This window comes from Oceanobacillus sp. FSL K6-2867 (assembly GCF_037963145.1).
Taxonomy (GTDB): Bacteria; Bacillota; Bacilli; order Bacillales; family Amphibacillaceae; genus Oceanobacillus.
The window spans coordinates 1,422,695-1,447,939 of the sequence record NZ_CP150144.1; the positions used below are offsets into that span (position 1 = coordinate 1,422,695).

The 25,245-nt window shown below is 37.9% G+C and carries 28 protein-coding genes; 7 read left to right on the forward strand and 21 right to left on the reverse strand.

Annotation, left to right across the window (positions count from 1 at the left end; genetic code table 11):
* Positions 1–29: 29 nt before the first annotated feature.
* From NSQ77_RS06970 to acpS, 14 genes are all read right to left on the reverse strand, one after another.
* On the reverse strand, positions 30–2,225 hold the full coding sequence (locus tag NSQ77_RS06970) for a Tex family protein (RefSeq protein ID WP_339229837.1): 2,196 nt from the start codon (positions 2,223–2,225) through the stop codon (positions 30–32).
* 72 nt (positions 2,226–2,297) lie between these two features.
* Entirely contained in the window at positions 2,298–2,915 is a 618-nt protein-coding gene (locus tag NSQ77_RS06975) for a protein phosphatase 2C domain-containing protein (RefSeq protein ID WP_339229839.1), read from the reverse strand.
* A complete protein-coding gene (gene sigB / locus NSQ77_RS06980; RefSeq protein WP_339229840.1) occupies positions 2,912–3,703 on the reverse strand; it encodes an RNA polymerase sigma factor SigB in 792 nt (263 codons plus the stop codon). The genes NSQ77_RS06975 and sigB overlap by 4 nt, the downstream gene beginning before the upstream one ends.
* Positions 3,675–4,151: an anti-sigma B factor RsbW gene (gene rsbW, locus NSQ77_RS06985; protein ID WP_339229842.1), complete on the reverse strand. Its 477-nt coding sequence runs from the start codon at positions 4,149–4,151 to the stop codon at positions 3,675–3,677. The genes sigB and rsbW overlap by 29 nt, the downstream gene beginning before the upstream one ends.
* Complete coding sequence (locus tag NSQ77_RS06990) at positions 4,151–4,483, reverse strand: STAS domain-containing protein (protein ID WP_339229844.1); 333 nt, start codon at positions 4,481–4,483, stop codon at positions 4,151–4,153. Before NSQ77_RS06990 ends, rsbW begins: the two co-directional genes overlap by 1 nt.
* Before the next feature lie 107 nt (positions 4,484–4,590).
* Positions 4,591–5,604, reverse strand: a complete 1,014-nt coding sequence (locus NSQ77_RS06995; protein WP_339229846.1) for a PP2C family protein-serine/threonine phosphatase — start codon at positions 5,602–5,604, stop codon at positions 4,591–4,593.
* Between the two features lie 91 nt (positions 5,605–5,695).
* Positions 5,696–6,097, reverse strand: a complete 402-nt coding sequence (locus NSQ77_RS07000) for an anti-sigma regulatory factor (RefSeq protein WP_339229848.1) — start codon at positions 6,095–6,097, stop codon at positions 5,696–5,698.
* 2 nt (positions 6,098–6,099) lie between these two features.
* Positions 6,100–6,456: an STAS domain-containing protein gene (locus tag NSQ77_RS07005; protein ID WP_339229850.1), complete on the reverse strand. Its 357-nt coding sequence runs from the start codon at positions 6,454–6,456 to the stop codon at positions 6,100–6,102.
* Between the two features lie 5 nt (positions 6,457–6,461).
* Complete coding sequence (locus tag NSQ77_RS07010) at positions 6,462–7,325, reverse strand: RsbT co-antagonist protein RsbRA (RefSeq protein WP_339229852.1); 864 nt, start codon at positions 7,323–7,325, stop codon at positions 6,462–6,464.
* Positions 7,326–7,607: 282 nt separating this feature from the next.
* On the reverse strand, positions 7,608–7,970 hold the full coding sequence (locus NSQ77_RS07015) for a type II toxin-antitoxin system PemK/MazF family toxin (RefSeq protein ID WP_095311886.1): 363 nt from the start codon (positions 7,968–7,970) through the stop codon (positions 7,608–7,610).
* A 4-nt stretch (positions 7,971–7,974) separates the two neighbouring features.
* Positions 7,975–8,259: an antitoxin gene (locus NSQ77_RS07020; RefSeq protein ID WP_095311884.1), complete on the reverse strand. Its 285-nt coding sequence runs from the start codon at positions 8,257–8,259 to the stop codon at positions 7,975–7,977.
* Between the two features lie 322 nt (positions 8,260–8,581).
* Entirely contained in the window at positions 8,582–9,616 is a 1,035-nt protein-coding gene (locus NSQ77_RS07025; protein ID WP_339229855.1) for an outer membrane lipoprotein carrier protein LolA, read from the reverse strand.
* Positions 9,617–9,656: 40 nt separating this feature from the next.
* Positions 9,657–11,186 (reverse strand): NAD(P)H-hydrate dehydratase, encoded by a 1,530-nt coding sequence (locus tag NSQ77_RS07030; protein ID WP_339229857.1) that lies wholly within the window; start codon positions 11,184–11,186, stop codon positions 9,657–9,659.
* Between the two features lie 67 nt (positions 11,187–11,253).
* On the reverse strand, positions 11,254–11,613 hold the full coding sequence (gene acpS, locus NSQ77_RS07035) for a holo-ACP synthase (protein ID WP_339230950.1): 360 nt from the start codon (positions 11,611–11,613) through the stop codon (positions 11,254–11,256).
* A gap of 470 nt (positions 11,614–12,083) precedes the next feature.
* Between acpS and NSQ77_RS07040 the strand changes: the two genes are divergently transcribed.
* Positions 12,084–12,848, forward strand: coding sequence for a rhomboid family intramembrane serine protease (locus NSQ77_RS07040; protein WP_339229858.1), 765 nt, complete (start codon positions 12,084–12,086; stop codon positions 12,846–12,848).
* Positions 12,849–13,028: 180 nt separating this feature from the next.
* Here NSQ77_RS07040 and NSQ77_RS07045 read toward each other — a convergent pair whose 3' ends face one another.
* From NSQ77_RS07045 to NSQ77_RS07055, 3 genes are all read right to left on the reverse strand, one after another.
* Positions 13,029–14,453 carry a PH domain-containing protein gene (locus NSQ77_RS07045; RefSeq protein WP_339229860.1) on the reverse strand — a complete coding sequence of 475 codons (1,425 nt, stop codon included), beginning with the start codon at positions 14,451–14,453 and terminating at the stop codon, positions 13,029–13,031.
* A complete protein-coding gene (locus NSQ77_RS07050) occupies positions 14,446–14,925 on the reverse strand; it encodes a PH domain-containing protein (RefSeq protein WP_339229861.1) in 480 nt (159 codons plus the stop codon). Before NSQ77_RS07050 ends, NSQ77_RS07045 begins: the two co-directional genes overlap by 8 nt.
* Positions 14,926–15,117: 192 nt before the next feature.
* Positions 15,118–16,581 carry a DEAD/DEAH box helicase gene (locus NSQ77_RS07055; protein ID WP_339229862.1) on the reverse strand — a complete coding sequence of 488 codons (1,464 nt, stop codon included), beginning with the start codon at positions 16,579–16,581 and terminating at the stop codon, positions 15,118–15,120.
* Positions 16,582–17,170: 589 nt separating this feature from the next.
* On the opposite strand from NSQ77_RS07055, the gene NSQ77_RS07060 reads away from it, so the two are divergent.
* Both NSQ77_RS07060 and NSQ77_RS07065 read left to right on the forward strand, forming a co-directional pair.
* Positions 17,171–18,109, forward strand: coding sequence for a DMT family transporter (locus NSQ77_RS07060; protein WP_339230952.1), 939 nt, complete (start codon positions 17,171–17,173; stop codon positions 18,107–18,109).
* Positions 18,110–18,185: 76 nt separating this feature from the next.
* Positions 18,186–19,046, forward strand: a complete 861-nt coding sequence (locus NSQ77_RS07065) for a DegV family protein (protein ID WP_339229863.1) — start codon at positions 18,186–18,188, stop codon at positions 19,044–19,046.
* Between the two features lie 36 nt (positions 19,047–19,082).
* Here the strand turns inward: NSQ77_RS07065 and NSQ77_RS07070 are convergent, their stop codons facing one another.
* The 4 genes from NSQ77_RS07070 to NSQ77_RS07085 form a co-directional block, all read right to left on the reverse strand.
* Entirely contained in the window at positions 19,083–19,778 is a 696-nt protein-coding gene (locus tag NSQ77_RS07070) for an alpha/beta fold hydrolase (RefSeq protein WP_339229865.1), read from the reverse strand.
* Between the two features lie 123 nt (positions 19,779–19,901).
* A complete protein-coding gene (locus NSQ77_RS07075; RefSeq protein WP_339229866.1) occupies positions 19,902–20,339 on the reverse strand; it encodes a YppG family protein in 438 nt (145 codons plus the stop codon).
* Between the two features lie 87 nt (positions 20,340–20,426).
* Positions 20,427–20,708 carry a glutaredoxin domain-containing protein gene (locus tag NSQ77_RS07080; RefSeq protein ID WP_339229868.1) on the reverse strand — a complete coding sequence of 94 codons (282 nt, stop codon included), beginning with the start codon at positions 20,706–20,708 and terminating at the stop codon, positions 20,427–20,429.
* Between the two features lie 241 nt (positions 20,709–20,949).
* Complete coding sequence (locus tag NSQ77_RS07085; RefSeq protein WP_339230953.1) at positions 20,950–21,423, reverse strand: MarR family transcriptional regulator; 474 nt, start codon at positions 21,421–21,423, stop codon at positions 20,950–20,952.
* Positions 21,424–21,720: 297 nt separating this feature from the next.
* Between NSQ77_RS07085 and NSQ77_RS07090 the strand changes: the two genes are divergently transcribed.
* From NSQ77_RS07090 to phnE (NSQ77_RS07105), 4 genes are all read left to right on the forward strand, one after another.
* Positions 21,721–22,671: a phosphate/phosphite/phosphonate ABC transporter substrate-binding protein gene (locus NSQ77_RS07090; protein WP_339229869.1), complete on the forward strand. Its 951-nt coding sequence runs from the start codon at positions 21,721–21,723 to the stop codon at positions 22,669–22,671.
* A gap of 142 nt (positions 22,672–22,813) precedes the next feature.
* Complete coding sequence (gene phnC / locus NSQ77_RS07095) at positions 22,814–23,590, forward strand: phosphonate ABC transporter ATP-binding protein (protein WP_339229871.1); 777 nt, start codon at positions 22,814–22,816, stop codon at positions 23,588–23,590.
* Positions 23,591–23,652: 62 nt separating this feature from the next.
* A complete protein-coding gene (gene phnE / locus NSQ77_RS07100; protein ID WP_339230955.1) occupies positions 23,653–24,402 on the forward strand; it encodes a phosphonate ABC transporter, permease protein PhnE in 750 nt (249 codons plus the stop codon).
* Positions 24,402–25,202: a phosphonate ABC transporter, permease protein PhnE gene (gene phnE, locus NSQ77_RS07105; RefSeq protein WP_339229872.1), complete on the forward strand. Its 801-nt coding sequence runs from the start codon at positions 24,402–24,404 to the stop codon at positions 25,200–25,202. Before phnE (NSQ77_RS07100) ends, phnE (NSQ77_RS07105) begins: the two co-directional genes overlap by 1 nt.
* Positions 25,203–25,245: the final 43 nt, after the last annotated feature.

Below are 25,245 nucleotides of genomic sequence, written 5' to 3' on the forward strand. Positions count from 1 at the left end.
TTCCTAAACAAATTTAGGAACGTTTTTTATTATTTATCACTCTTTACCATCGTTAAAGCGATTCTTCCTTTATTCACATCAACTTGCTCCACCCAGACAGTTACGACATCTCCTACTGATGCAATATCCATTGGATGCTTCACAAACTTATTTGCCATTTTGGAAATATGAACAAGGCCATCTTGTTTAACACCGATATCTACAAACACACCGAAATCAACTACATTTCTTACAGTTCCTTGCATTTCCATACCGGGTTTCAAGTCTTCAAGAGCAATGACATTTTGCTTGAGCAACGGCTGCGGAAAATCGTCACGTGGATCCCGCTCCGGTCTGCTTAAGGCATCCATCATATCAATCAATGTAGGAATACCAATTTCTAAGCTCTCCGCAGTTTTTGCTTTATCCAATTCATTAAGCTTTGACCGAAGTTTATCTGTACCAATATCTGCAAGCTCATAACCAATCATTTTTAGAAGCTTCTTTGTATGTGCATATACTTCTGGATGAATTGGCGTTCGATCTAATGGGTTATCCCCGTCGATGATTCGCAGGAAACCAATTCCCTGTTCGTATGTTTTTGCTCCTAGTCTAGGGATTTTTTTCAATTGCTTGCGATCGGTAAATTTACCTTCTTCGTTCCGTTTTTTCACGATATTCAAAGCGACTGTTTTGCTTAAACCTGCTACATATTGAAGCAAAGATGCAGATGCAGTATTTACATTAACACCAACCTGGTTAACAGCTGTTTCAACAACAAATCCAAGTGATTCATTGAGAGACTTTTGACTAACATCATGCTGATATTGCCCAACACCAATCGATTTCGGATCTATTTTTACCAGCTCTGCAAGTGGATCCTGAACACGACGTGCGATGGATACCGCACTTCTTTCCTCTACTTGGAGGTCAGGGAATTCCTCACGAGCTAATGGAGATGCAGAGTAAACACTTGCTCCAGCTTCATTTACAATAATATAAGGAATGTTTAAGCTGTTATTCGCAATGACATCGGAAATAAATTGCTCTGTCTCTCGCGATGCGGTTCCATTGCCAATTGCGATAAGCTCTACATCATATTTACGAATAATGCTCATAACGATTTTTTCTGCCCCTGCAACATCATTCCTGGGAGCGGTCGGATACATAACCCCAACTTCATGAACCTTTCCAGTCTCGTCAACAACTGCTAGCTTACAGCCAGTTCGAAATGCCGGGTCAACACCAAGCACAGTTCTGCCTTTTAGCGGCGGCTGTAACAATAAGTTCTTGAGATTCACGGAAAATACTTCAATTGCTTGATTCTCCGCTTTTTCTGTTAAGCTATTTCGGATTTCTCTTTCAATCGACGGCTGAATCAAACGTTTATAGCTATCTTCAATAGCAGTCTGAAGTACAGCTCTTAACTCCGTGTCAGTTTTACGGCTTATTACCTTATTTTGCAAAAATTGGGTGATTCGCTCTACTGGTGCTTCAATCACTACTTTTAAAACGTCCTCTTTCTCGCCACGGTTCAATGCTAGGATACGATGTGATACAAGTGAACGAACTGCTTCACTGTATACATAATACATTTCATAAACACCTTTTTCATCCTTCTCAGCATGCTTTACCTCGGACTGGATTGTGCCCCGTTTAAACGTTTCTTCACGAATGTAGTCACGGTAAGCCGCATCATCTGAAATCCATTCTGCAATAATATCATTAACTCCAGCTAATACATCCTCTTGAGTATGTAATTCCTGCTCCTCTGACAGATATTTTGCTGCTTCTTGCTCCAGATGGAATGGTTCTTGCTTCCAAACCAGCTCTGCTAACGGTTCTAAGCCCTTTTCCTTCGCAATAGTAGCCTTCGTCCGACGTTTTTGTTTATATGGACGATATAAATCTTCTACCCGCTGTAATTGAGTAGCTTGCTTGATCTCTTTTTCCAGCTCTTCTGTTAATTTCCCTTGCTCCTCAATAATTCGAAGAACCTCTTGTTTTCTTTCGGAAAGATTAACAGCATAATGCCATTTATCCTGTACGGCTTTAATCTGAACCTCATCTAGTCCACCCGTTACTTCTTTACGATACCTCGCAATAAAAGGAACTGTATTGCCTTCATCTAATAGTTCAATTACTTTTTTTATTGTTGTTGTATTTACTTCTGTTTCTTTAGAAACCCACTTTATAAGATTGCTGTCAAGCTGATCTGTCACAATCGTTCCTCCTTTATATACCATTTTATTTTATCAAAAAAAGAGTGGAATTCCCAATCTACTATTTATTAGGAACAAAAAAGCTGACTCTATTTATCAGTCAGCTGAAAATGGTTTCTTTGGTATATATCTCACTGCAATCAGCGTTGTATCATCCATTCTGATTTTATCACTTGTCTGTTCATATGCTTTCGTAATGCACCGAACATCCTTATTTTCAAAAAAGCGCTGGGATAATTCTCTATCCAAAACACCATCAGAAAAAATAATGAATGTCATCTCAGGTTCAAGCCGTTGTGTCATCACTTTAAACGGGCGGTGATAACCAGCCAAGTACCCCGCATTTGGAATGTTTCGCTTCTTTTTTTTATCTTTTGTAATGGACATAATGCCTATGTTTCCGATGGAGGAAAATCCGGATATTTGTGTACGATAATCCATCCTTAGAATTCCCAGCACTACACCACGTTTCCCCATTAACTTAGCATTACATATTTTAACTAATTCCTCTACAGTTGCTCCAATATTATTTCGAATAATATCGATAACAATCTGGGAAGATTCCTTGGCAAATTCGCCACTGCCCAAACCATCTGCTAACGCGCAAACAAATTCATTTTCCGTTTCTATATAAAAATAACTATCGCCACAAAGGTAATTACCTTTTTTCGCCTTTTGAAAAACAGACACTTCCACTTTACTGCTCACATTCAATCGAAAACCTCCGTTTTATCGGACTGTATTGCTTCACGAAGCTTTCTCAAAGAACGTCTTTGAAGTCTGGAAACATGCATTTGGGATATTCCCAACAGCTCGCCTGTTTCTTTCTGGCTCATATTTTTAAAATACGTACATTCCAGTATCTGTTGTTCACGTTCTGACAAGATTGGGAAAATTTTATCAATCAGCATTTTTTGATCAATATTGTTGTATCCTGCTTCGTCATTTCCTACTAAATCTAATATGGCGACAGAGCTACCATCTGAATCTGCTTCTATCTTGCGATCAACGGATAGTGCTTTATAACTTTTACTCATTTCCATCGTTTCCAGTATTTCCTCTTCAGATGCATCCAAGTATTCCGCGATTTCATCTACAGTTGGAGACTTCTGATTCATGGTTGTTAATTCATCTACTGCTTTTTTTATTTTAGGTCCTAATTCTTTTATACGACGAGGTACATGAACGCTCCATGTCTTATCACGAATAAATCGTTTAATTTCGCCAATGATTGTCGGAATTGCAAAGGATTCGAATGATTTACCAAACGTTGGATCATATCTTCTGACAGCAGCCAGCAATCCGATCATCCCTACTTGCACCAAATCTTCATGTATTGCACTATTTTTTGAATACTTCCTGGCAATAGAGCTTACTAAATCCTTATAAGTTAGCACAATTTTTTCTTGAACTTCCTCATCTTTTGGCTCTTTTTGGAGATGCTCAATCCATTGGTATACCTCGTCTCCTCCTCTATTGTGTGGTTGAGACTTGGTCGCCATCAAAATCCACCTCTTTTTCGCTAAGGTACTTTTTCATTAGTACAATGACACCGTAGTTATTGTTGATCTGCACCTCGTCCATTAAAGCCTCAATTAAAAATAATCCGAATCCTCCTTCTCTAAGGTTCTCAATGGGCTCATCCTGTTCATATGGCCCTATTTCCTCTCTTACCTTCTGCATATTGAAGCTGCTTCCATTGTCAGCTATCATAATTTCCAGACAGTCTTCATAGATTCCAAAACCTATTGTAATCTCGCCCTGACCTGTTTCGTTATATGCATGTGTTACTGAATTCGTTATTGCCTCTGAAACTGCAACTTTTAAATCTTCAATATCCTCATAGGAAAAACCCATTCTATTTGCAATTCCAGACATGGTTAAACGAACAACTCCTACATATTCTGCCTCTGCTGGAATCTTTAACTCAACAAAATCGAAACTTTCCATCACTCATTGCCACCTCGAATCGCTGCTCTAATCGTTATAACTTCATCCAATCCTGTAATCTTAAAAATACGAAGTACACGATCCTGAAGATTTAATAATGTTAATGTGCTATTGTTTTCCTTGGTAGATTTTAAAGCACTAACAAATACACCAAGTCCTGTACTATCCATATACGTAACATTTTCCAAATTAACTTCTACTTTATTATTTTCCTTTTTCGTTAAAGGGAGTAGAGATTCTTTTAATTTTGGAGCTGTATAAGCATCTATTTCACCCGAGACATTCAGCACTGACTTTTCACTTTCCTCAATTACATCAACTGTTAAATTCATGGTTTACCTCCCATATATCTATCCTATGTAATACATTTCATGCCTCTAGCAGATATTGTACTACCTTTTTCCTTCATGACTTTTGTATTACCCGTTATTTTAAAAAGCTAAACCTTTTTTCGTAGAATAAGTAAAGTAAAATCATCTCGCAATTGAAAATCCTGTAACCGTTCAAAATGTTTATATACATGATCCACCATTTCTTGAGCTGGTAAATATGCATATTTTCTAATGATGCTAAGTACTTCCCGACTTTCAATAAAACGATCTCCATCTCGGCATTCTGTTACACCATCGGTCAATAGAATAATCATATCATTTTTTTCAATCACTAATTCGTACTCACTGTATTCTGAATCGGGAGATACGCCTAAAACAAGTCCTTTTGCATCTATTTCTTTAAACGTATCATTTTTTGCATTATAATAATAGCCCGGCTCATGCCCGGCTGAGGAATAACGAAGCTTTTGTTCTGAAGGCAAGTATTGAGCGTAGCACATCGTAATAAACATGCTTGGGTCAACATTTCTTTCCACGACGCGGTTCAAGTTTTTTAAAATCGATTTAGGACTCATGGATTCCTCTGGATAACTATCCATCGCATATTTAATCATGGACATACAAAGGGCTGCTGGGATGCCTTTCCCAATGACATCCGCAATTGCGATTCCTAATGAACCATCTGTACCTTTTACGAAATGGTGATAATCACCATTCATTTGATGGGCCGGAACACTGATTATTCCAATATCCAGTCCCTCAATAGATGGCTTTTTCGTTCCTAAAAGTGTTTCCTGCATACTTGCTGCAACGGAAATTTCTGATTCCAGTACATGCTTTTCTTCTCGCAGCATTTGTATTTCCTGCATTGCAAGTCCGTAAGAAATCATTGCTTCCAGCAGAAAATTCATCGAATGTTTATAATCCTTATTCACATTTGACGATACTTCTTCCATTGCATTAATATGAAGGTTTACAATCTCTTCTGGTAATATATTTTCTTTAATAAAAGCTTTACTGACCTTCTCGACTCCATATAAAGCTCTTTCATCTTGTGTATCCATATAGTTTCTTAATAATTCTTTATAGGTTGCAGCATGTAGTTTAATAAGCTCTTCCATCTCTATCCCCCTAAAAGCCATAACAGGATCATTTCTATATTTATAATAAAGGTGCTTATTAGCCAAGCTAACAAACACCGCTTCCTTACTTTTAACGAATCCATTTTGTCGCTTTTATTTTTGTTCCCTCTCCTAATTCTGAACGAATATCAAATTCATCCATTAGCCGCTTAACACCTGGAAGTCCTGCGCCAAGCCCCCCGGAAGTTGTAAAACCATCTTGCATAACCTGACCAATATCAGCGATACCAGGGCCTGAGTCAATTGCCATCATGCATAAACCTCGTCGCTCGATTGTGTCGATTATTTCAATGCAAATTTGCCCTTGTTCGGCATATAAGTATATATTGCGAGCTAATTCTGATACCGCGGTTGCAATTCTTGCCTGATCAACTGTACCAAATCCAAGATTCTTGGCCATTTCACGACCAAGCTGTCTCGCACCAACGATATCCCACTCTTTATGAATGTTAACACAGGACCTTGGTTCCATGATTATACCTCCAGTTCCTGCTGCAGCTTAATGAGTCCCTGTTCAAGATCCAATGCTGTAGGAACATTTTTTAAATGAATACCTAAATCAATTAATGTCATTGCTACAGCAGGTTGAATACCAGTCAAAACTACTTTTGCCCCCATTAAATCTGACATCGATACTACGTCACCTAGCACTTTTGCAATAAATGAGTCAATGATTTCAACAGATGTTAAATCGATAACAACTCCTGATGCACCGCTTTTATGAATTTTATCTAATAAATCCTCTTGAAATTGTATTGCTGTTTGATCATCTATTTCCGTCTGAATCGAAATTAGTAAATAATTGTGCAGTTTCAGAATAGGAATTCGCATTCATCTCACTCTCCTCGTAAAGAATCCATCATTTTCTCAATGTTTTTTTCTTTTACATTGAGATCGGTCACATGCCTGCCAGTAATCTCTAACGCTGAAGAGAATCCTTTCTTTAAGGAACTTTTCGTTGGAAAATTACTTAAATCGATCCCTAAGTTTACAATAGTTTGCGCTATTTCTGGACGAATCCCAACAAGTATGCATGTTGATCCAATCAATCTTACTGCTTCAGCAGCTTGTATAATATGATGAGCTACCATTGTATCTACAACTGGCACGCCTGTAATATCAATTAAAACAACCTCTGAATTATGCTTAATAGCCCCTTCCAGCAGATTCTCCATTATTAATTTTGCACGCTCAGTATCAATTGTGCCAATTAACGGCATAATCGTAATACCTTCCATAACAGGAATCAGCGGAGCAGATAGCTCTTGCAAGGCAACTCGCTGTAAAGAAACAATATGTTCCCAGCTACCTGAGTATTCATTGACTAATTCACGTATCAATGGTTCCACCCAATCATTAACACTTGTAGATAGGTTCATGAAAAAGGCAGAATCTACTTTATCCGATTGCGTCAGCAAGTATTCGGTAGACACCCTTCTAAATATTTGCAAACCGTCAGTAATATAGCTTAATGGCCAACCAAGGTTAATAATTTTTTCAGAGAAATCCTCTACCACTTTCGTAGAGCCTTCGTTTTGAATACTAGTAAAAATAACATTAACAAACTCACGGTTCGTGCTTTCATATAATTCATCTGATATTGTCGCAGTATAATTGCTGTCTTTCAGTGAATCAATTTCTTCCATCCATTTTTGTACAATTGAATCACTGTTATTAATGACTAACTGTTTGAAGTCCATTCTCTTCCCCCCACAATTGGCTGATATATGTTACGAATATTGTTACATGTTAATTATAATTGTGCAAATACAAACAGAACGAATATATCTATAAACTATCAACTATTGTAACATACAAATAATCCGCCAAAAAGTTTTTCACGGATGCCTTTGCCCTCACCTATCACGCTTTCCAATGTTTTGGTTTAAAATACCTATAATATTTTAGTAACAAATCCCCATTTAACAGACCAGCTTCTGGAAACACAAAAAATACCCTTTCTCACGTCGAGAAGGGCATCACTAGTTATTACTATAAATGTCTTTCAGTCCAAGACTAATTTCTAAAGCTTGGTTTATTTTGGTCATCATCTCATTATCCAATTTTGTTATTTTATCCGTTAAGCGCTGCTTATCCAATGTTCTGATCTGTTCTAGGAGTATCACCGAGTTGCGGTCAAATCCATACCGCTTTGCATCGATTTCTACATGCGTAGGCAACTTCGCCTTTTGAATTTGTGCAGTAATTGCTGCGACAATCACCGTAGGACTGAAACGGTTTCCAATATCATTTTGAAGGATCAATACAGGGCGCACACCTCCCTGTTCTGATCCTACTACAGGGGATAAGTCAGCGAAATATACCTCGCCTCTTTGAACGATCAAATTATTACACCCCGATCACAGAGCGTTCAAGGGTGTTTTCAGCCTCCTCTTCGGCTTGAAAGGCTTCTGAAGCTATTGTTAAATTAATTCGACCCATTTCTTCATATCCACGTTGCATGTTTTCGTGAAATCGCTGAATATGCTCCTCTTTCTTGTGGTTTAGATAATTTTGCGTTGCTTTACATATAAAATCGCTTAAATCGCTATTTTCATATTTCATTAATCCATCCACCTCATTCAATAGGTTCTTTGGTAACTTAACTAATATCTCCTGCAAGCTTTCCGACAAAACCATACACCTCCGACAACTGATAAACGATCGATAAAATTCTATTTAATAATAGCATTGAATTTGGCTGATTGCAAAGGGTTCTGGAGATTTTCTAAAAAAAAGCCGTATATTTGTCGTTTAATATCTGTTTAGCCGGGAATATGATAATGTTGTTTCACCTTGATACGTTAACCGCTTCAGGCACACTTCTAATATATATGCGACTGATCGTACAACATGCCTGCAATTTTTGGCTATCTGTTGTAGAGCCGATCAGGAATAAAGAAACAAAAAAGCAGACCCCCCTCTCTTCTGAGCCTGCCAAATGACTGTCATGCTGTTATTTTGCCTCTTGCCCCTGAACAGATTGAGCTACTTGAATCATTTCCTCTTGTGTTAATTCATCACTGGCCAATTTAAATTCAACACCATTATAACTCCACTCAATAGTATTTGAAGAGAGGGCAGCAATCGTATGACCTAAGTTCACAATTTCTCCCTGTACCTCTTGTGGGGTTGATAAAGCAGGAGCTGTATTATTTCGCTCCTCCACTAAGGTAAAGTTTTTTTCTCCGTCATAGGTCAAAATGACTCTTTTTCCATTATCCAATGTAACTTCCTTTTTTTCCAAAACATCTGAACCAGCTGTAAATAAAGGGTAGTATACAGCTAACTCATCTGTTTCGGCATCTTCCCCTTCGACTTCTGCTGATGTAGCAGCATCTGCATCCTTGCTAGCCATGTTTTTTTCCATTGAAAAATCGTCATCTTCAAATGCAGGGTCCATATCAAAGTTCGAAAAGCTCACCTCAACCAGAGCGTTGTTATCTTTGTCTAAAACCCTGACCATCGTAGGAACATAGGATTTTTTATCAAAATATATTTCTTGGAAAGGTAAGTTACTATTGCTTTGATAGTTTGTTTTTGTGCGGAAAACATAATGAGTATCCGTTGACTCAAACGCTGCTTCAGGATCTTTTATTACATCATTTACAAGCGATTGATAAAGATACGGTTGACTGCTGCTTTCTGGCCATTCTGTTTGGAATTTAAAGCTTTTATCAAGTGCCGGTGTCAATACAAATACTCCATCATCATTTTTAAGGATAATTTGGCTCTCATTTCGTTCTCCATTGTTTTCCAAAGCTACTCGGTAATAATCATCTTTTTTATGCCATACGTCTATATTAAATTTCTGCTCTTCTTGTCCAGTATTCATCGACATTTCTGCTACTGCTTTATATCCTGACATATCCTCTACATTCTTTTGCAACTGTCCAACAACATCTTCTTGCGATTTCTCTCCACAAGCAGCTAATACAATTATTAATAAGGCTAAAACCAAAGCCATTCGATACTTAAATATCTTTTTCATGAACATATCTCCCTTGTCTCAATTAACAAAGGGAACAACGTCACGCACGATTACAAGGAAATGTACGATATACATTCGAAATGCCATCAATAACATCTGTTGCCATTAAATCATAGTACGTTTGGTTCACTTCCACTTGAATATCTGCAGCCTTTCCATGAATAAAACAGGCATTGCATAATGCTTCAAACAGTTCCTGATCCTGCATAATCATGGCAAGTGCGATTCCAGTTAACACATCACCAGTCCCTCCTTTTGCAAGTCCCGGGTTACCACTAGATTCCACAGCCTGTCTGCCTTTTGGCGATGTAATAATGGTATGCTTTCCTTTCAAAATAATATAAACGCCGTAGTCTTTTGCAAACTTACGCGTATAATGAAAAGGTGCTGATAAAAGATCAGAAATGGACAAATCCAAGAGCATTGCCATTTCTCCAGGATGCGGTGTTATAATTACTGGCTCGCTTCGCTGCTTCAATATCGAAAGCTTGGATTTTAGATGATAAATTCCATCTGCATCAATAACAAGTGGGCAGGATGCATTATACAGAAGCTCTGAAACTACATTCCCGGTATCCTCATTTCTCCCTAATCCAATCCCTACTGCAATTGCTTCATAGCTGCTCAATGGTAATACAGTACCGCTTGAAATATAGCCATCCTTCTCTGGCAGTCTTATATACGTAGCTTCCGGGCATGATGCAGCAATCATGGAAATGACTTTTTCTATTGTTCCAGCCGTTACCAGACCAGCACCAGTTTTTAAAGCGGCCTTTGCAGACATCGCAAGTGAACCTGGCATTTCTAAACAGCCTCCAATAATCAATCCTTTACCATGAGTTCCTTTATGTGCATGTACACTACGGGAAGGGATTGTTTTTCGGAAATCTGCCGCTGCCCATTGTCTCTTTGCAGAATTATTTTGTAAAACGAGATTTGGGATACCAATCGGTACAATTTCCCACTGCCCATAATGTTCTGCAGTTTCTACCAGGAAGGTGCTTTCTTTCGCTGCACCGATTACAAATGTATAATCCGCATAAATGGAAGTATATTCTGCCATCCCTTCATCAGCTGGTAAGCCAGATGGAATGTCAACTGATATAACACAAGCTTTTGATTGATTGATAATACGAACAATCTCTTGGATTGGCTTCCTCAACATTCCTTTAACTCCAATACCAATAATTGCATCAATCACAAAATGCACGCGTTCCACCATTTCCCATATCGAATCGGGGTCTGTGAGATAGCTGACCTCTCCCCCGCATTGGATAAATATATGCTTATGAAAGAGCGCATCCCCAGTAATTTTTTCATCTGGAACGACTTGCACAACTTGAACAAGATAACCTTTATCAAGCAATACCCTCGCAATAACAAAGCCATCTCCGCCATTATTACCTGCACCAATAAAAACACAAACAGGCTCCGTTTCTCTTATCAGCTTTATAATCTTTTCACTTAATGCTCTGCCTGCATTCTCCATTAGCAATTTTCCTTCAAGTCCAATTCCGTTTATCGTGTAATCGTCAATATCGTACATTTCCTTTGCGGTGACAATATACAATTCGTTCCCTCCTACCCGCAGTAAAATATATGAGACAACCCTGCTAATTATGCAATGTATCCGAAGTTCATTTCTCTTCCAGTACTACTTGAGCTGCGGCATAATCCCTGCTATGCGTGATTGTAAGAAATATTGTTAGATGATCGTAACCCTTCACAACAATAAATGGAGCACCATAATCATCGGCCCTTACATCTATATCCTGAAAGCTTAATTGTCCAATTCCGGTCCCAACTGCTTTAGCAAAAGCTTCCTTTGCAGCAAACCTCCCTGCGATGTATTCCAGTTTCCGCTTTGAAGATGTAAGTAATAAATATGTCTGTTTTTCTTTTTCCGTTAATATTCGGTCGATAAACCTCTTGTTTCTATCTATACTCGCTTGAATCCTATCCAATTCAATTAAATCCATTCCGATTCCTTTTATCATTTCAATCGTACCCTTCATTCATTTATATCCACAGCTTTTTCACATGTTAGATTGGTCATATTAGCTGAATTTCAGTATTATAGTTATAGTAACGTACTTAATCAACTTTCGCATTAATAAGACTGGTCAATGCAATTAGACTGGTATTGACTTTCTAACTATTATTAACATAATTGTTTGAGACAGAATGATTGCTATAATTAATCCAGTTTAGGGAAGAGCGGTGACTTCTCGAAAATAAAAGTCAATTTTCTTCGTTCGATAAGAAAGCCTTAAGAAACATTTCTCTTTCTGCGGGAAAAACGCGTGTCCAGACGTGAGCAAAGTGGTCTTCTCGAGGAGGCTGAGGCCATCCCCTAAGATGCGCATCTGCCCGCAGCAATCCCGGACGGCGATTATAGCACATTACGGCGCATTTTCTTTCAAAAGCAATGACACAAAAAATAAAACGATATGCAGGGGGACCTACATTGTTTATTCGTAATGAAAGAAGCTTAAAGGAGTTTATTCAGCTTTATCCAGTCATTTCAACATTAATAATAACCCATCTCGTTCTTTGGCTTATTATTAATTTCCTTCAGCTGCCTTTTGGCAGTGAGATTTATCAATGGGGCGTCGGAAGTAATTTCATGATTTACCTTGGCGATTATTGGAGGTTCGTTACACCGATCTTTTTACACGGGGATTTGATGCATGCGCTATTTAATTCCTTTTCACTTGCATTATTTGGGCCTGCTCTGGAGCAAATGCTCGGTAAGGTTAAATTTCTTTTGGCTTATCTCGGTGCTGGCATTATCGGTAACATAGCCACTTATATGTTCGAAGATCTAAATTATTTCCATCTTGGTGCTTCTGGAGCTGTGTTTGGTTTATTTGGAATATATGCTTTCATGGTTTCGTTTAGAAAGCATCTTATCGATCAAGGAAGTTCTCAAATCGTGATGACGATTTTAATTATCGGATTAGTGATGACCTTCCTGAGGGGCAATATCAATATCTATGCTCATATTTTTGGATTCGTTGGTGGTTTTGCAATCGCCCCGCTCGTCTTAATAAATGTCCAAAGCTATTCACCTTGGAGGCGAAGAAGATACCGCAATGATGAAGATGATTCCATTCAGTTTGATCCAAACAGGTGGAATAGGAAAAGAAGAATTCCCCAGCAATTAAAGAAAAATATCATTTGGATTATTTTAGGGATTCTAGTGTTACTCGGATTATTTAGCAGGCTTTAAAATACAAATTAAAGTCGGCCAGGGAAGATGTCCTCCTGGCCGACTTTTTAATTGCTTTGGAACCAATGAAATTTTGTATGCTGCGGGTAACTTAGTTCCCTAAACAGCCACTGCGACGAAGCGCTTAACTTCTGTATTCCTATAAACCGGGCGCTTACGCTTTTGTTTTTAACATGACTGCTATTCTCGATACGAATACCAGTCACCTAATCGATCTGCATCTGCCTCTTTTAGCTCTTTAAGTCTATAATGCTTGCCAGTTCCGCTTTTTCCAAGAATCGATAATTTCACCGTTGCAAGGCCCTCTCTTTTTTGTAATGGATGCCGCTTTTTCTCAAATGCCTGAACACGTTTATGCTGCAGGAACATGGTTTTTTTACTGAGTCCGCGAAATTGAATAACAACCCGTTCTTCCTCTAAAAAAAATCCTCCATCACGATAGCGCATAAAACCAAGCAAGAAAGCGATAAATAAGACTATTACTGCAAGCCAGCTAAATTGAGGGAAAAAGTAGATTGCTGCACCTCCTAATAGCAGTATAGGTAAGCATGCCCGGATCAGATAGAATTTTAATGCTTGCTTAGGCAATGGCTCGAAGCACACTGATTCTATTGAATAGTTCGGCAAAAACTCATGCAAAAATGGTTCAATCTCATCCTTTTTCATAATTGGAAATAAAACCGTAGAGAAGTCTTCACCTCTATCTAACGATCCTCCCGCAACCTCAACAAAAACAGTTACAAATCCAAATGGCTGTCTAATGACACTTTCCGCTATCCCAATTGCTTGAATTCGTTTAAGGGGAATAGTTATTTGCTTTTTCTCCAGCAGTCCTCTTGTAATGAATAACTCATCACCTATTTTTGTAATTGTAAATTTCCCATACTTTATCATTGTCCCTGCAATGCCTAACAGCCAAAATATAAATAATATGATAATCGCTAGTCCTATGATTAAGACAATCCCCAACTCGATTATCCACTGATATGTCCAATCATAAAAGTGATCAGGGATAAATTGCTCCAGCTCAGAAAAAGCTATTGCTGCAAATGCTATCATGATACCAGCACTACCTGAGGTTACACCGGCCAGCAATAGACGCTTCGGCGTAATTTCACGAGATGGATGGATTGAGTTCTCTTGTCTATCTAATTCTTTACGCTGATGCGATTCCTTGCTGCCCTTCAAAGCATTGCGAAGCTTCATAGCATCGGTGAGCTTTACAGCATTCAGTGAGGCTTCTGCACCTTTCCCGCTTCCAGCTGTTTCTATTTGCAGCTTAACCAATTTAAACATTCGGTGAATAACACCTGCTGTTAAGTCAATGGATTGGATTCGATTTATTGAAATATAGCGTTGTTTGCGAACGAAAACACCATATTCCATTCTTAACTCTCCGGCTTCCAGCCGATACGTGAATCGATACCATGATAAAACACTTAAAAGTAACCCTAATAATACAAAAACAGCTAGTAGTAGAATAAAGTAGAACCTATCGAACGTAATCAAACCAAATACAATTAAAAAAATACCTTCTCGTGCCGTCCTGATTATATTAAAAAGGATTGTTACTGGATGAAGCCGGTACGACTGTACATTAGACATCATCTTCTTCCACCCTTGCTAATGCTGAGATTCGATCACGAAGTGCTGACGCGTCTTCTTCACGCAAAGCCGGTATTTCATGTGTTGTTGCTGCTGTTGAAATCGTTACACTTGCAAGCTGATATTTTTTTAGAAATGGTCCTTGCTTTGTATCAACATGCTGCACGCGAATCATAGGCACCAGCGTGCGTGACATAATCAAAATACCGTGCTGTATGTATATTTCTTGCTCAAACAATTCATAGCGCCATTTTCTAAATCGTAATTTAGGGAGCATAAAGATAGTTAAAATAGTGGATAAAATACTAATAATGAAAAGTGCAATTCCAATCCAATACGGCCAATCAAAAATATAGCTAACAACAGCGACTGCGATTGTAATTAACCAAAGCACGCTTTCATAAAAGGCTCCTGTTAATTTCCAGGCATTAATAGATTCAGGTGCAAGCGTATTTACTGGTGGCTGTCTCATTCACTCTCATTCCCCTTTCTTTTCTGTTTTATGTTCTTACGTTTTAAAAAGAGCAAAGTTTCACTATTGCAAGCAGATACTCAATTATTTAAATGCTTGCCCATATAAGTTAAACATAAAAAAACTGCACCTCCAATTGTTAGAATGTCTCTAACAATTGGGTTGCAGTTCAAGTTTACAGCTTTTCCTTAATTATTTATCACGGTTTCGACGTTGAAAATTCCCTTTTCGACCTCTTCCACCTTGGTTACGTCCACCGCCATCACGACGCTGACCGTAGAAACGCTTGTTATTGGAACGACGGTTATTGTCTTTTGTGCGCTGTGCTTTTTTCACACTGATAGGTGCAACAGATGAAATTTTAACAGGTGCATCTCTGCGCTCTTTTGTTAATAAGCTTAATGCTGCTGCAATTACAGTGATAGAATCATGATCTTCTAATAAGTCATTCGCTGCAGCATGATAGGATGTTAAATCCTTTTTCCCAATTGCTTTTACGATCTTATCGATTGTTACTTGCTGCTGACCGCGTAATGCATCTTGATTTGTCGGTGGTGCAAGACGTTTCATTTTACTCTTAGTTGTTTTTTCAATTAATTGTAAATGTGCCATTTCGCGTGGGGTAATGAACGAAATTGCTTCACCAGTGCGACCAGCTCTGCCTGTACGTCCAATACGGTGTACATAGCTTTCTGGATCTTGCGGAATATCAAAGTTGTATACGTGTGTAACCCCAGAAATATCAAGCCCGCGTGCCGCTACATCTGTAGCAACAAGTACATCCACACGACCGCCTTTAAATTTATTTAAGACAGACATACGTTTCCCTTGTGTTAAGTCTCCATGAATACCCTCTGCACGGTAACCTCTTGCTTGTAAACCTTCTGTGATCTCATCCACACGTTTTTTCGTTCTGCCGAAAACAATCGCAAGTTCTGGAGAATGGATATCCAGATGATTGTTCAGTGTATCGAATTTATATTTCTCAGGAATTTCAATGAAATACTGTTCAATGTTTTCAACTGTCATTTCCTTCGCTTTTACTTTCACCTCTTTTGGCGATTTCATTAGCGTGGTAGCGATATTGCGAATTTCTTTTGGCATTGTTGCTGAGAATAGCAATGTTTGACGATCTTCAGGGATACTCTTTAAAATTTCGCGAATATCGTCAATGAATCCCATGTTCAGCATTTCATCTGCTTCATCCAATACAGCTGTCTGTACAGCATCCGTACGAATTGTTCTTCTGCGCATATGATCCATTAATCTTCCTGGTGTTGCTACAACAATTTGTGGACCATCTTTTAAAGCACGAATTTGTCGATCCATATGCTGCCCACCGAAGATTGCAAGTGCACGAATACCTGTAAACTTCGCTAAACGATTTAATTCTTCTGCAACTTGAATAGCAAGCTCTCTTGTTGGTGCAACAACCAAAGCTTGAACCTTTCTTAGTTTTGAATCAATTTTATCAATCATTGGAATACCGAATGCAGCTGTTTTACCTGTACCTGTCTGTGCTTGTCCGATTACATCGTTACCTTCCAATGCAAACGGAATTGTCTCTGCTTGAATTGGTGTAGCTTCCTCAAACCCCATTTTTTCCAATGCTTTCATAATTGAGGCTGATACACCTAGTTCATTAAATTTTGTCACCTAATAGTCGACTCCTTTTTTTGTGAAAATTTATTCGCAAAAGAGGCCCTGAATTTTTCTCATACTTTATTCTTTAAATAATCTTCCCGCCTGACATGCAGATAAATCATTTCTGACGTAACAATCATCACATTTTCATTCTGGTCTGCGTACAAGAATGAAAAGCGGATGCTGAATCGCAAGTAAAAAACTATACCAGCTATTTATAGGGAATATAAGACCTGAACTCGTATCATTATATTTTATTCATATTAAAGTACAAAAAAGGCTTCACCTAACATGGTAAGAGGCCTCGAAACTAATGCTTCAACTATCATACCACATATGATGCATTTATATCTACTTCGCACCAAATGATTTTTTCCATTCGACATGTTAAAATTAACTATACGGCTTTATTTCGTACAATGTTAAAATTCAGCTGTTTATATAAAATGGGATATTTTGTGATATAGAATGAAGTAATGACGCATTCTGTGTTTTCCTTGCTTACCTATAAATGGTTCAATTAACATATAGCCTTTTTAAATAAAAACTAAAAGATCAACTCAAAAAGATTGACCAAATGAAATTACAAAGGATGTTTATGATGCGACTTCCTCCATTCAATCCATATGCAGCAGTTGCTATCGGCGTACTGGCTGTCTCTACGTCAGCTGTTTTCGTAAAGCTTGCAAATAGCGCTCCTGCTGGTATTATCGCAAATTATAGATTACTGTTTGCTGTACTGATTATGCTACCAATTGTTTTATTGAAATATAGACATGAATTTCGGTTTATATCTAAGAAAAACTGGTTCTTTTCCATTTTAGCGGGAATATTTTTAGCGCTCCATTTTATTCTTTGGTTTGAATCGCTGAATTATACTTCTGTAGCAAGCTCAGTTGTTCTTGTAACAATGCAGCCGCTTTTCGCATTTATTGGTACCTTTTTACTTTTCCAAGAAAGATTTTCCTATGGTGCGGTCATAAGCATGATTATCGCTATCTTTGGCAGTTTCATTATTGGATGGGGAGATTTTCAAATAGGCGGTATGGCACTGTTTGGAGATATCCTTGCACTCTTAGGCGCAATTGCAGTAACTGTCTATTTTCTATTTGGACAAAGTTCAAGACAGCATCTGTCACTAATCCCCTATACCTTTATTGTTTATGCCGTTAGCTCCATCACCTTGATATTGTATAATATCGTACTTGGTAATTCCTTCTTTGGTTATCCTCAAGAACACTGGTGGGCATTCATTGCTCTAGCAATTATCCCAACATTTCTTGGGCATAGCTTATTCAATTGGGCTTTAAAATGGGTAAGTACGTCTACCATTTCGATGGGAATTGTGCTTGAACCTATTGGTGCGACTATTCTTGCATATCTAATCTTAAATGAGACAATTACATGGTCACAATTTCTTGGTGGCACTATTGTTTTAGTAGGATTATTCCTATTTATCGTAAGCACATCCAGAAAAACAAAGGTTACGATAGCAATGAAAAGCAATCAAAGCAATAAAAATAGTGGAAATGTTGATTAGAATTCGAAATTCAATTATAACTATTCCTTGAAATGCTGATATACTAAAATTTATTAATGATAAAGCGAGTGAGTTTATGACAATTCAACTAATGATAGATGGCGGTGCTGATATTCCCGGGCGCTTAAACGAATCTTTAAATATTAAAGTTGTTCCATTGTACTTGCACTTTAGTGATGGCCACTATAAAAGCGGGATAACATTAGATATAGCAGGCTACTACCAAAAGATTAAAACGTTAAATGAACTTCCCCGCTCTGCCGCTCCAAGCCCTCACGACTTTTATGAAGCATATAAAGCAGTGGATCGGGCGAAGCCAATTATTATGCTAAGTCTCTCTAAGGAACTTAGCAGTACGTACGATCATGCTTTGCTTGGAAGGAAAATGCTTCTTGAAGAGGAGCCGGAAAGAAGAATAGAAGTAATCAATACTAAAACTGCTTCTTGTGGTATTGCCCTTTTACTTCATGCAGCAAAGGTTAAATTAAACGAGGGCTACTCTTATGAACAACTAATAGAGCATCTTCATGAACGTGTCGAGCAAACGACAACTTTATTTATTTTAAAAACACTGGAAAACCTTGTGTTAGGCGGTCGTCTCGATAAAGTAAAGGGGAAAATTGCAAAGACATTGAACATTAAATTACTAATGCGCGGAAGCAGTGAAGGTTCGATTGAAGTAACCGATAAAATTCGCGGCGATAAGAAATCAATCCGGCGATTTGTTGATCAAATCGGAGAATATACAAAGCATGTAGAAGACAAGATTATTGCAATGACACATTGCAATGACATCGAACGAGCTACAAAAGTATTAGCAGACATACGCAGCAAATATAATTTCAAGGATGCCCTTTTAACAGAAACCGGACCGTTAATTTCAACATACGGTGGAGAAGGTGCACTGGTAATTGCCTTTTTTAAAGATCGGAATTAATAAAAGACCCGCTCTCAAATATTAGAGAGCAGGCCTTTAATTTGTCTTTTCAACCAGAAAGTCATAAACCATCCCATTTAGCGTATCCTTATCATCACCAAGACAAATCAAATGCCTGGAGCGTTCAAAAAACACAACTTCCTTTTCTTCCGAGTGAATTTCTTTATCCAAATAATAACCTGTTTTATAAGGCACCATTCCGTCCTGCTGTCCATGCGCAATAAGTACTGGGGAATCAATCTTACCTAAATAGCGGCGTGTAAATCGAACAAGCTTCATAAATTCAAGATTGGCTTTAATAGGAACCGTGCCTATTTTTTTCTTGTAATGCTGATAAAGTTTGTTTTCCCCAAGAGTTCCTTTAACTCCATCAACAATTACTTCTCCTATGTCTAATCCGATTTGTATGAAGTTCAGATATTTGCCAGATGTTGCTAACAGTACGAGCTTGTCGATTTTATATTTAGCTGCCAAGTAAGCTGCAATCATCCCCCCCATGGAAAAACCAATTACATAAATTTCTTCATACTTACTTTGCAGTTTCTCCAACTCTCTTTCCGCAGCCGCTATCCATTTTTTATAGGAAACATCTTCTAAGTGCAGTTCTTTTCCATGACCTGGTAATGTTGGAACCTCAATATGCCAATCTGTATTATCTTTTAAAAAATCAGCCAAGGGATCAACTTCATAAGGACCCCCAGTATATCCGTGTATTACTAAACATCCAATCATACGCTGCTCTCCTTTGCTCACTCCTCCACTCTTATTTATAGCTTCTGCTATTTTTACATATTCTATTTGGTTTTACTTACTTCTTGCTCAGATTTCATTTCCTGCTGCTCCATAAAAACCCACTTATCTAATATTCTTGATTAAAGAGCTGAATTGCTGAACAATTGGGGAAACCTGATGATACGTACTCGCAATTTGCCCAACAGTAGATATAATTTTGTCAAAATCAAGCTGCCCATTTCCATTTTGAAAATAGGACATTGGACCAGCTGCCTGCTGTCCTTGATTAGCGTTCATATTGGGATTAAAATTGGGCTCTGGATCCCCGGGATTCCCATTTGGATTTAAATTCGGATTACTTGCAGATTCTGCAAAATCCATATTTGCGTGGTCTTGGTTAGACCATTGACTCGGCAATTCAGGTTTTGCAAAAAGGTCATAAGGAGTTTGATGCAATTCCGCTCCATTCCAGTTCTGATGCGAATAGGATGTGTGATATGGGTATAGATTATGATTAACTGGAGGAGAATATTGTGGTTGATTATAAGGTCGATAACGCATCCGTACACACCTCTTTTTTGATTTTCTATTTACAATAAATTATGCTCCATTGTTAAAAAGTGTGTAGATGGCATGACCAGCTCTTCCCTAAAACCATTTGATTTTGGATTCAGATTCTGGGTCATCATCTTTAATACCCAACGCCCATTTGATTTTACTTTTCTGATATCCGAGGATCGGTTCATTTTCATCGATAAATGTAGCTGGAGTACCGTAAATATTTAATTCTTGCAGCTCTTCCATAAACGATTGATTTGCTGTTACATTTTTCTTTTTATAGGAAATATTATATTTATCTAATAATGATAAGACCTGATTGCACTTTAAACTATTATCACTAACATATACCGTAACTTCTGAATAATGCATTGATGACTCCTCCCGAAGTATTTACCTAAAACAAGTATTTATCATACTTGTTTATACCCTATCGAAGAAATCCGTAAACCAAATAATTTGAGAAAATTAACATTCATTTGCTTAAAAAAATTAAGTATCTCACCAAACCTTCTGTCTGCATACAGTAATTACATTTGATAGCCTGTATTTAAAACAAAAAAAGAATCCCCTAATCAAATGACTAAATGAGATTCATTGGACAAATCCAGTATCAAATTTTTTTAATCGTCGTTCCCAGCTTCTTTAATAGTTCAATTGCAGTCTCTTTTTCTTCATCGCTTAAACCATTCATAATCATTTTTATGTTATCCCAATGTGTTGGGAAGATCGTGCTTAATAATTCTCTTCCTTGATTGCTTATCCTTGCATATGTGACACGTCCATCATCGGGACTGGCTTCACGAATAAGATATCCTTTTTTTTCAAGCTTATTGACGATATATGTTATACTGCCGCTTGTCATTAGAATCTTATCGCCTATTTTTTGGAGCGGCTGTTTTCCGCGATGAAAAAGCAGCTCTAATACTGCAAAATCTGTTAAGTTCAATCCTTTTGATTTAATATCCATTTCGGCTTGTTCCATAATAGCTCGATAAGCCTTTGCCAACACAACAAAAAGCTTCAGTGATGAATCTTGTTTCTTTGCAATTAATGTTTCCTCAGTCAAAATATTCCCTTCTCTCATTATATTAATTATCTTCTCTAAGTGCATGCCTGCATCTAGCTTTTTCATTTGATTAAAGCCTCTATTTCTTATCGGCTCTATTCATACGAACTTTAATCAATTAATGTTTCAAAATAAATAATAAAAATCTGAACTTTCCATATTAATTCACATGCTTATATGAATTAATATTTTGACAATATAGGTCTAAAGATTTGTAAATAATGTGTAAAATTCCAAATTCTGACTAGCTTTTTATATTAGATTATTATTTAATAGAAATGTAACAAAATTTTTACGATACATAGGAGGGTCTACATGAAAAAACTTTATAGCTTGTTGCTTGTTCTTGCATTAGCATTAGTTCTGGCAGCTTGCGGAAGCTCAAATGATTCAAATACAGATACAGAATCAGGCAGCAATGGTGATGATTCAGCAAGCGGAGAAGGCATGATTCCAGATACTTTGGTAATGGGATTTGTTCCATCCCAGGATTCGGATACAATTGCTAATACCATTGAACCATTAGCAGAGCGTTTAGGTGAAGAGTTAGGGATCGAAGTCAAAGGTGAAGTGATGACGAACTATAATGCTTTAGTTGAAGCAATGGGAGCAAACCAGGTACATATCGGTTTTATTCCTGCATTCGGTTATGTTTTAGCTAACGAGCAATATGATGTTGAAGTTATTTTAAAATCTATTCGCTATGGATCAGGCACGTATAAAGCACAATATGTAGTCCATAAAGATTCGGGCATTGAAAGTCTTAAGGATTTAGAAGGAAAAGTCTGGGCATATGCTGACCAAGGATCCACATCTGGATACCTGTTCCCAGCAAATCAATTAATGGAAGAATTCGGCTATGATACCGCAGCTGAATTAGAAAGTGATTTCTTCAGCGGCACCGTTCAAAGCGGCGGACATGATAATGCGGCAATTGCAGTGCTAGAAGGGGACGCAGATGTTGCAACTACCTTTGATGATGTACGTACAGAGCTTGAAGAAGAATATCCAACTGTAATGGATGATCTTAAAGTTCTTGGCTATACAGAGGAAATTCCAAATGATACGATTTCCGTGACTAAAGAGTTAGACCCAGAATTTGTTCAGAAAATTAAAGATACCTTCTTATCCTTTAACGAGGACCCAGAAATGATTGAAATTATGAATGAAGTATATAACTGGGATGAAATCGACGAAGCAACAGACGAAGAATATCAAGTTGTAAAAGATACGTACCAAAAGTTCAAAGATAATATCGAGCTTTAAGAATAATTTGTTTAAAGGAGAGTGGACAACTCTCCTTTTTTCCACATTTCTTAATACTTTTATTTTAAAATCTAGTATACTGGCAATAAGCTTGTATATGAAATCAAGCTTCACTTTAATTATATTGGGGGAAATACATACGATGATCGAATTTAAAGACGTTAGCCTTGTGTACCCAAACGGCACAGAAGGATTAAAAAAGATTAACGTTACTATTAACGACGGCGAATTTGTTGTTATTGTAGGGTTATCCGGCGCTGGAAAATCCACTTTTATCCGCAGTATTAACCGTTTAGTTACACCAACTTCCGGTTCTCTTCTCGTTGATAACGAGGACATTCTGAAATATCGTGGTTCTGATATGAGAAAACTCCGCACAAAAACAGGAATGATTTTCCAAAATTACAATTTAGTAAAGCGTTCAAATGTGCTTAAAAATGTGTTAGCAGGCCGTCTTGGGCATACAGGTACATTGCGATCCATTTTTAATTTGTATAAAAAAGAAGATGTTGGATTAGCATACGAAAGCCTTCAGCGTGTAAATATCGCGGAGAAAATTTACAGTCGTGCAGATGAGTTAAGCGGTGGCCAACAACAGCGTGTCAGCATTGCCAGAGTACTTACCCAACAGCCAAAGTACATTTTAGCAGACGAGCCTGTAGCATCACTTGATCCACCAACTTCCCATCAAGTCATGACCTATTTAAAGAAAATCAACAAAGAGGATAATATTACAACCATCGTTAACCTCCATTTTATTGATATGGCAATGGAATATGCTGATCGCATTATTGGAATGCGGGCTGGAGAGGTCGTGTTTGATGGACCTGTTTCTGAGGTTTCAGAAAGCACATTTGAAGAAATTTACGGGCGTTCGATACGTGAGGATGACTTGCGTGGGGGGGCGGGCGAATCGTGACAAACGAAAACAATTCAGTAACTAGTAAAAAAATACCGTCCATCTATCCAGCAAAAACAAAAATGCAAGTAACGCTTATCTTTTTCATTGTGCTTGGTTTCTATTTGTTTAGTATGTCTTGGACACAGCAGCAAATGGTCGGTGGATTTAGCGGTGCATTTCGTAATGTATTTCAAGTTGTGGAGAAGTTCTTTCCTCCAAATACAGCCGTCATTTCAGCTATTTGGGGACCAATGGTAGAAACAATTCAAATGGCAATAATTGCTACAACAATCGCTGCCATACTTACAGTTCCGCTCGCTCTATTAGCAGCACAAAATGTAACAACATTTAAGCCATTATATTATGTTACACGTACATTTTTAAACATATTGCGTACAATACCTGATTTAGTTTTAGCAGTTATCTTTGTTGGTCTATTTGGAATTGGATTATTCCCTGGTATTTTAGCTCTTATTATTTTTTCATTAGGTATTTTAGCTAAGTTAATTAGTGAAACGATTGAATCGGTCGACATGAATCCATTGGAAGCAATGCGAGCATCTGGCGGGAATGTATTTCAAGTTATTTGGTATGCTTTAATTCCGCAAGTGCTGCCACAGTATACGTCACTGGTTCTGTATGTATTTGAAATTAATATTCGTGCCTCCGTTGTATTGGGATTGGTGGGCGCAGGCGGAATTGGTTTAATTTTAAACCAGCAGCTGGGCTTCTACAATTACCCAAATGCGATGATGATTATTATTCTTATTTTTGTCGTCGTTATCGTTATTGAATATATTAGTACGAAAATAAGGGAGGCATTGTTATAATGAAACATTATTCCTTACCTCCAAAACCAAAAAACTCCGTCTTTAAAAAGGTTCGGATTATTGGTATCACGATTCTAGTCATCGCTATGTATGTATGGACATTTGCCAGTATTGATATTGAATGGGGAAGAGCAATTGAACGAGCTGCAAATAATTTCTCCCGAGTGATCCCAAGGTTATTCAGTCCTGATTGGTCTGCTACTGGCGATGTAGCAATGAGTATGCTTGAAACCGTATTGATTGCATTTGCTGGTTCCTTAATGGCAGCTGTTATTGCTGTTCCATTGGCATTTTTAGCAGCACGGAATATGATGGGCGGAGTGATTGCTTCAACGATTGGAAAATGGATATTATCTGCAGTACGTGCATTTCCCGATATTATCTTAGCCATTCTATTTGTTGTAGCAGTAGGACCAAATGCATTTGCAGGGGTTCTCGCCATTGCAATCGGCTCAACCGGGATGCTTGGAAAGATGTTCTCTGAAATTATTGAATCCATTGATATGAATGTTGTTGAGGCAATGGAAGCAAGTGGTGCAAACAAGCTGCAGATTCTATTTTATGGCGTGCTTCCGCAGATTACACCAGAGTTCATATCCTATGCAATCTATCGATTCGAGGTAGACATTCGTGCCTCATCAATTCTCGGTATCGTTGGTGCGGGTGGTATTGGTACCATGATTATCTTTGCATCCAGCAATCGAAACTGGAATGAGATGGGAACCATTTTACTTGCAATTATTATCGTCGTAACAATCATCGACTTTGTTTCAGCCAAAATTAGACGTAAAATTGTTTAACACGTTATAATTATCATGATGTCCCTAAGGGTTCCTTTGGGAC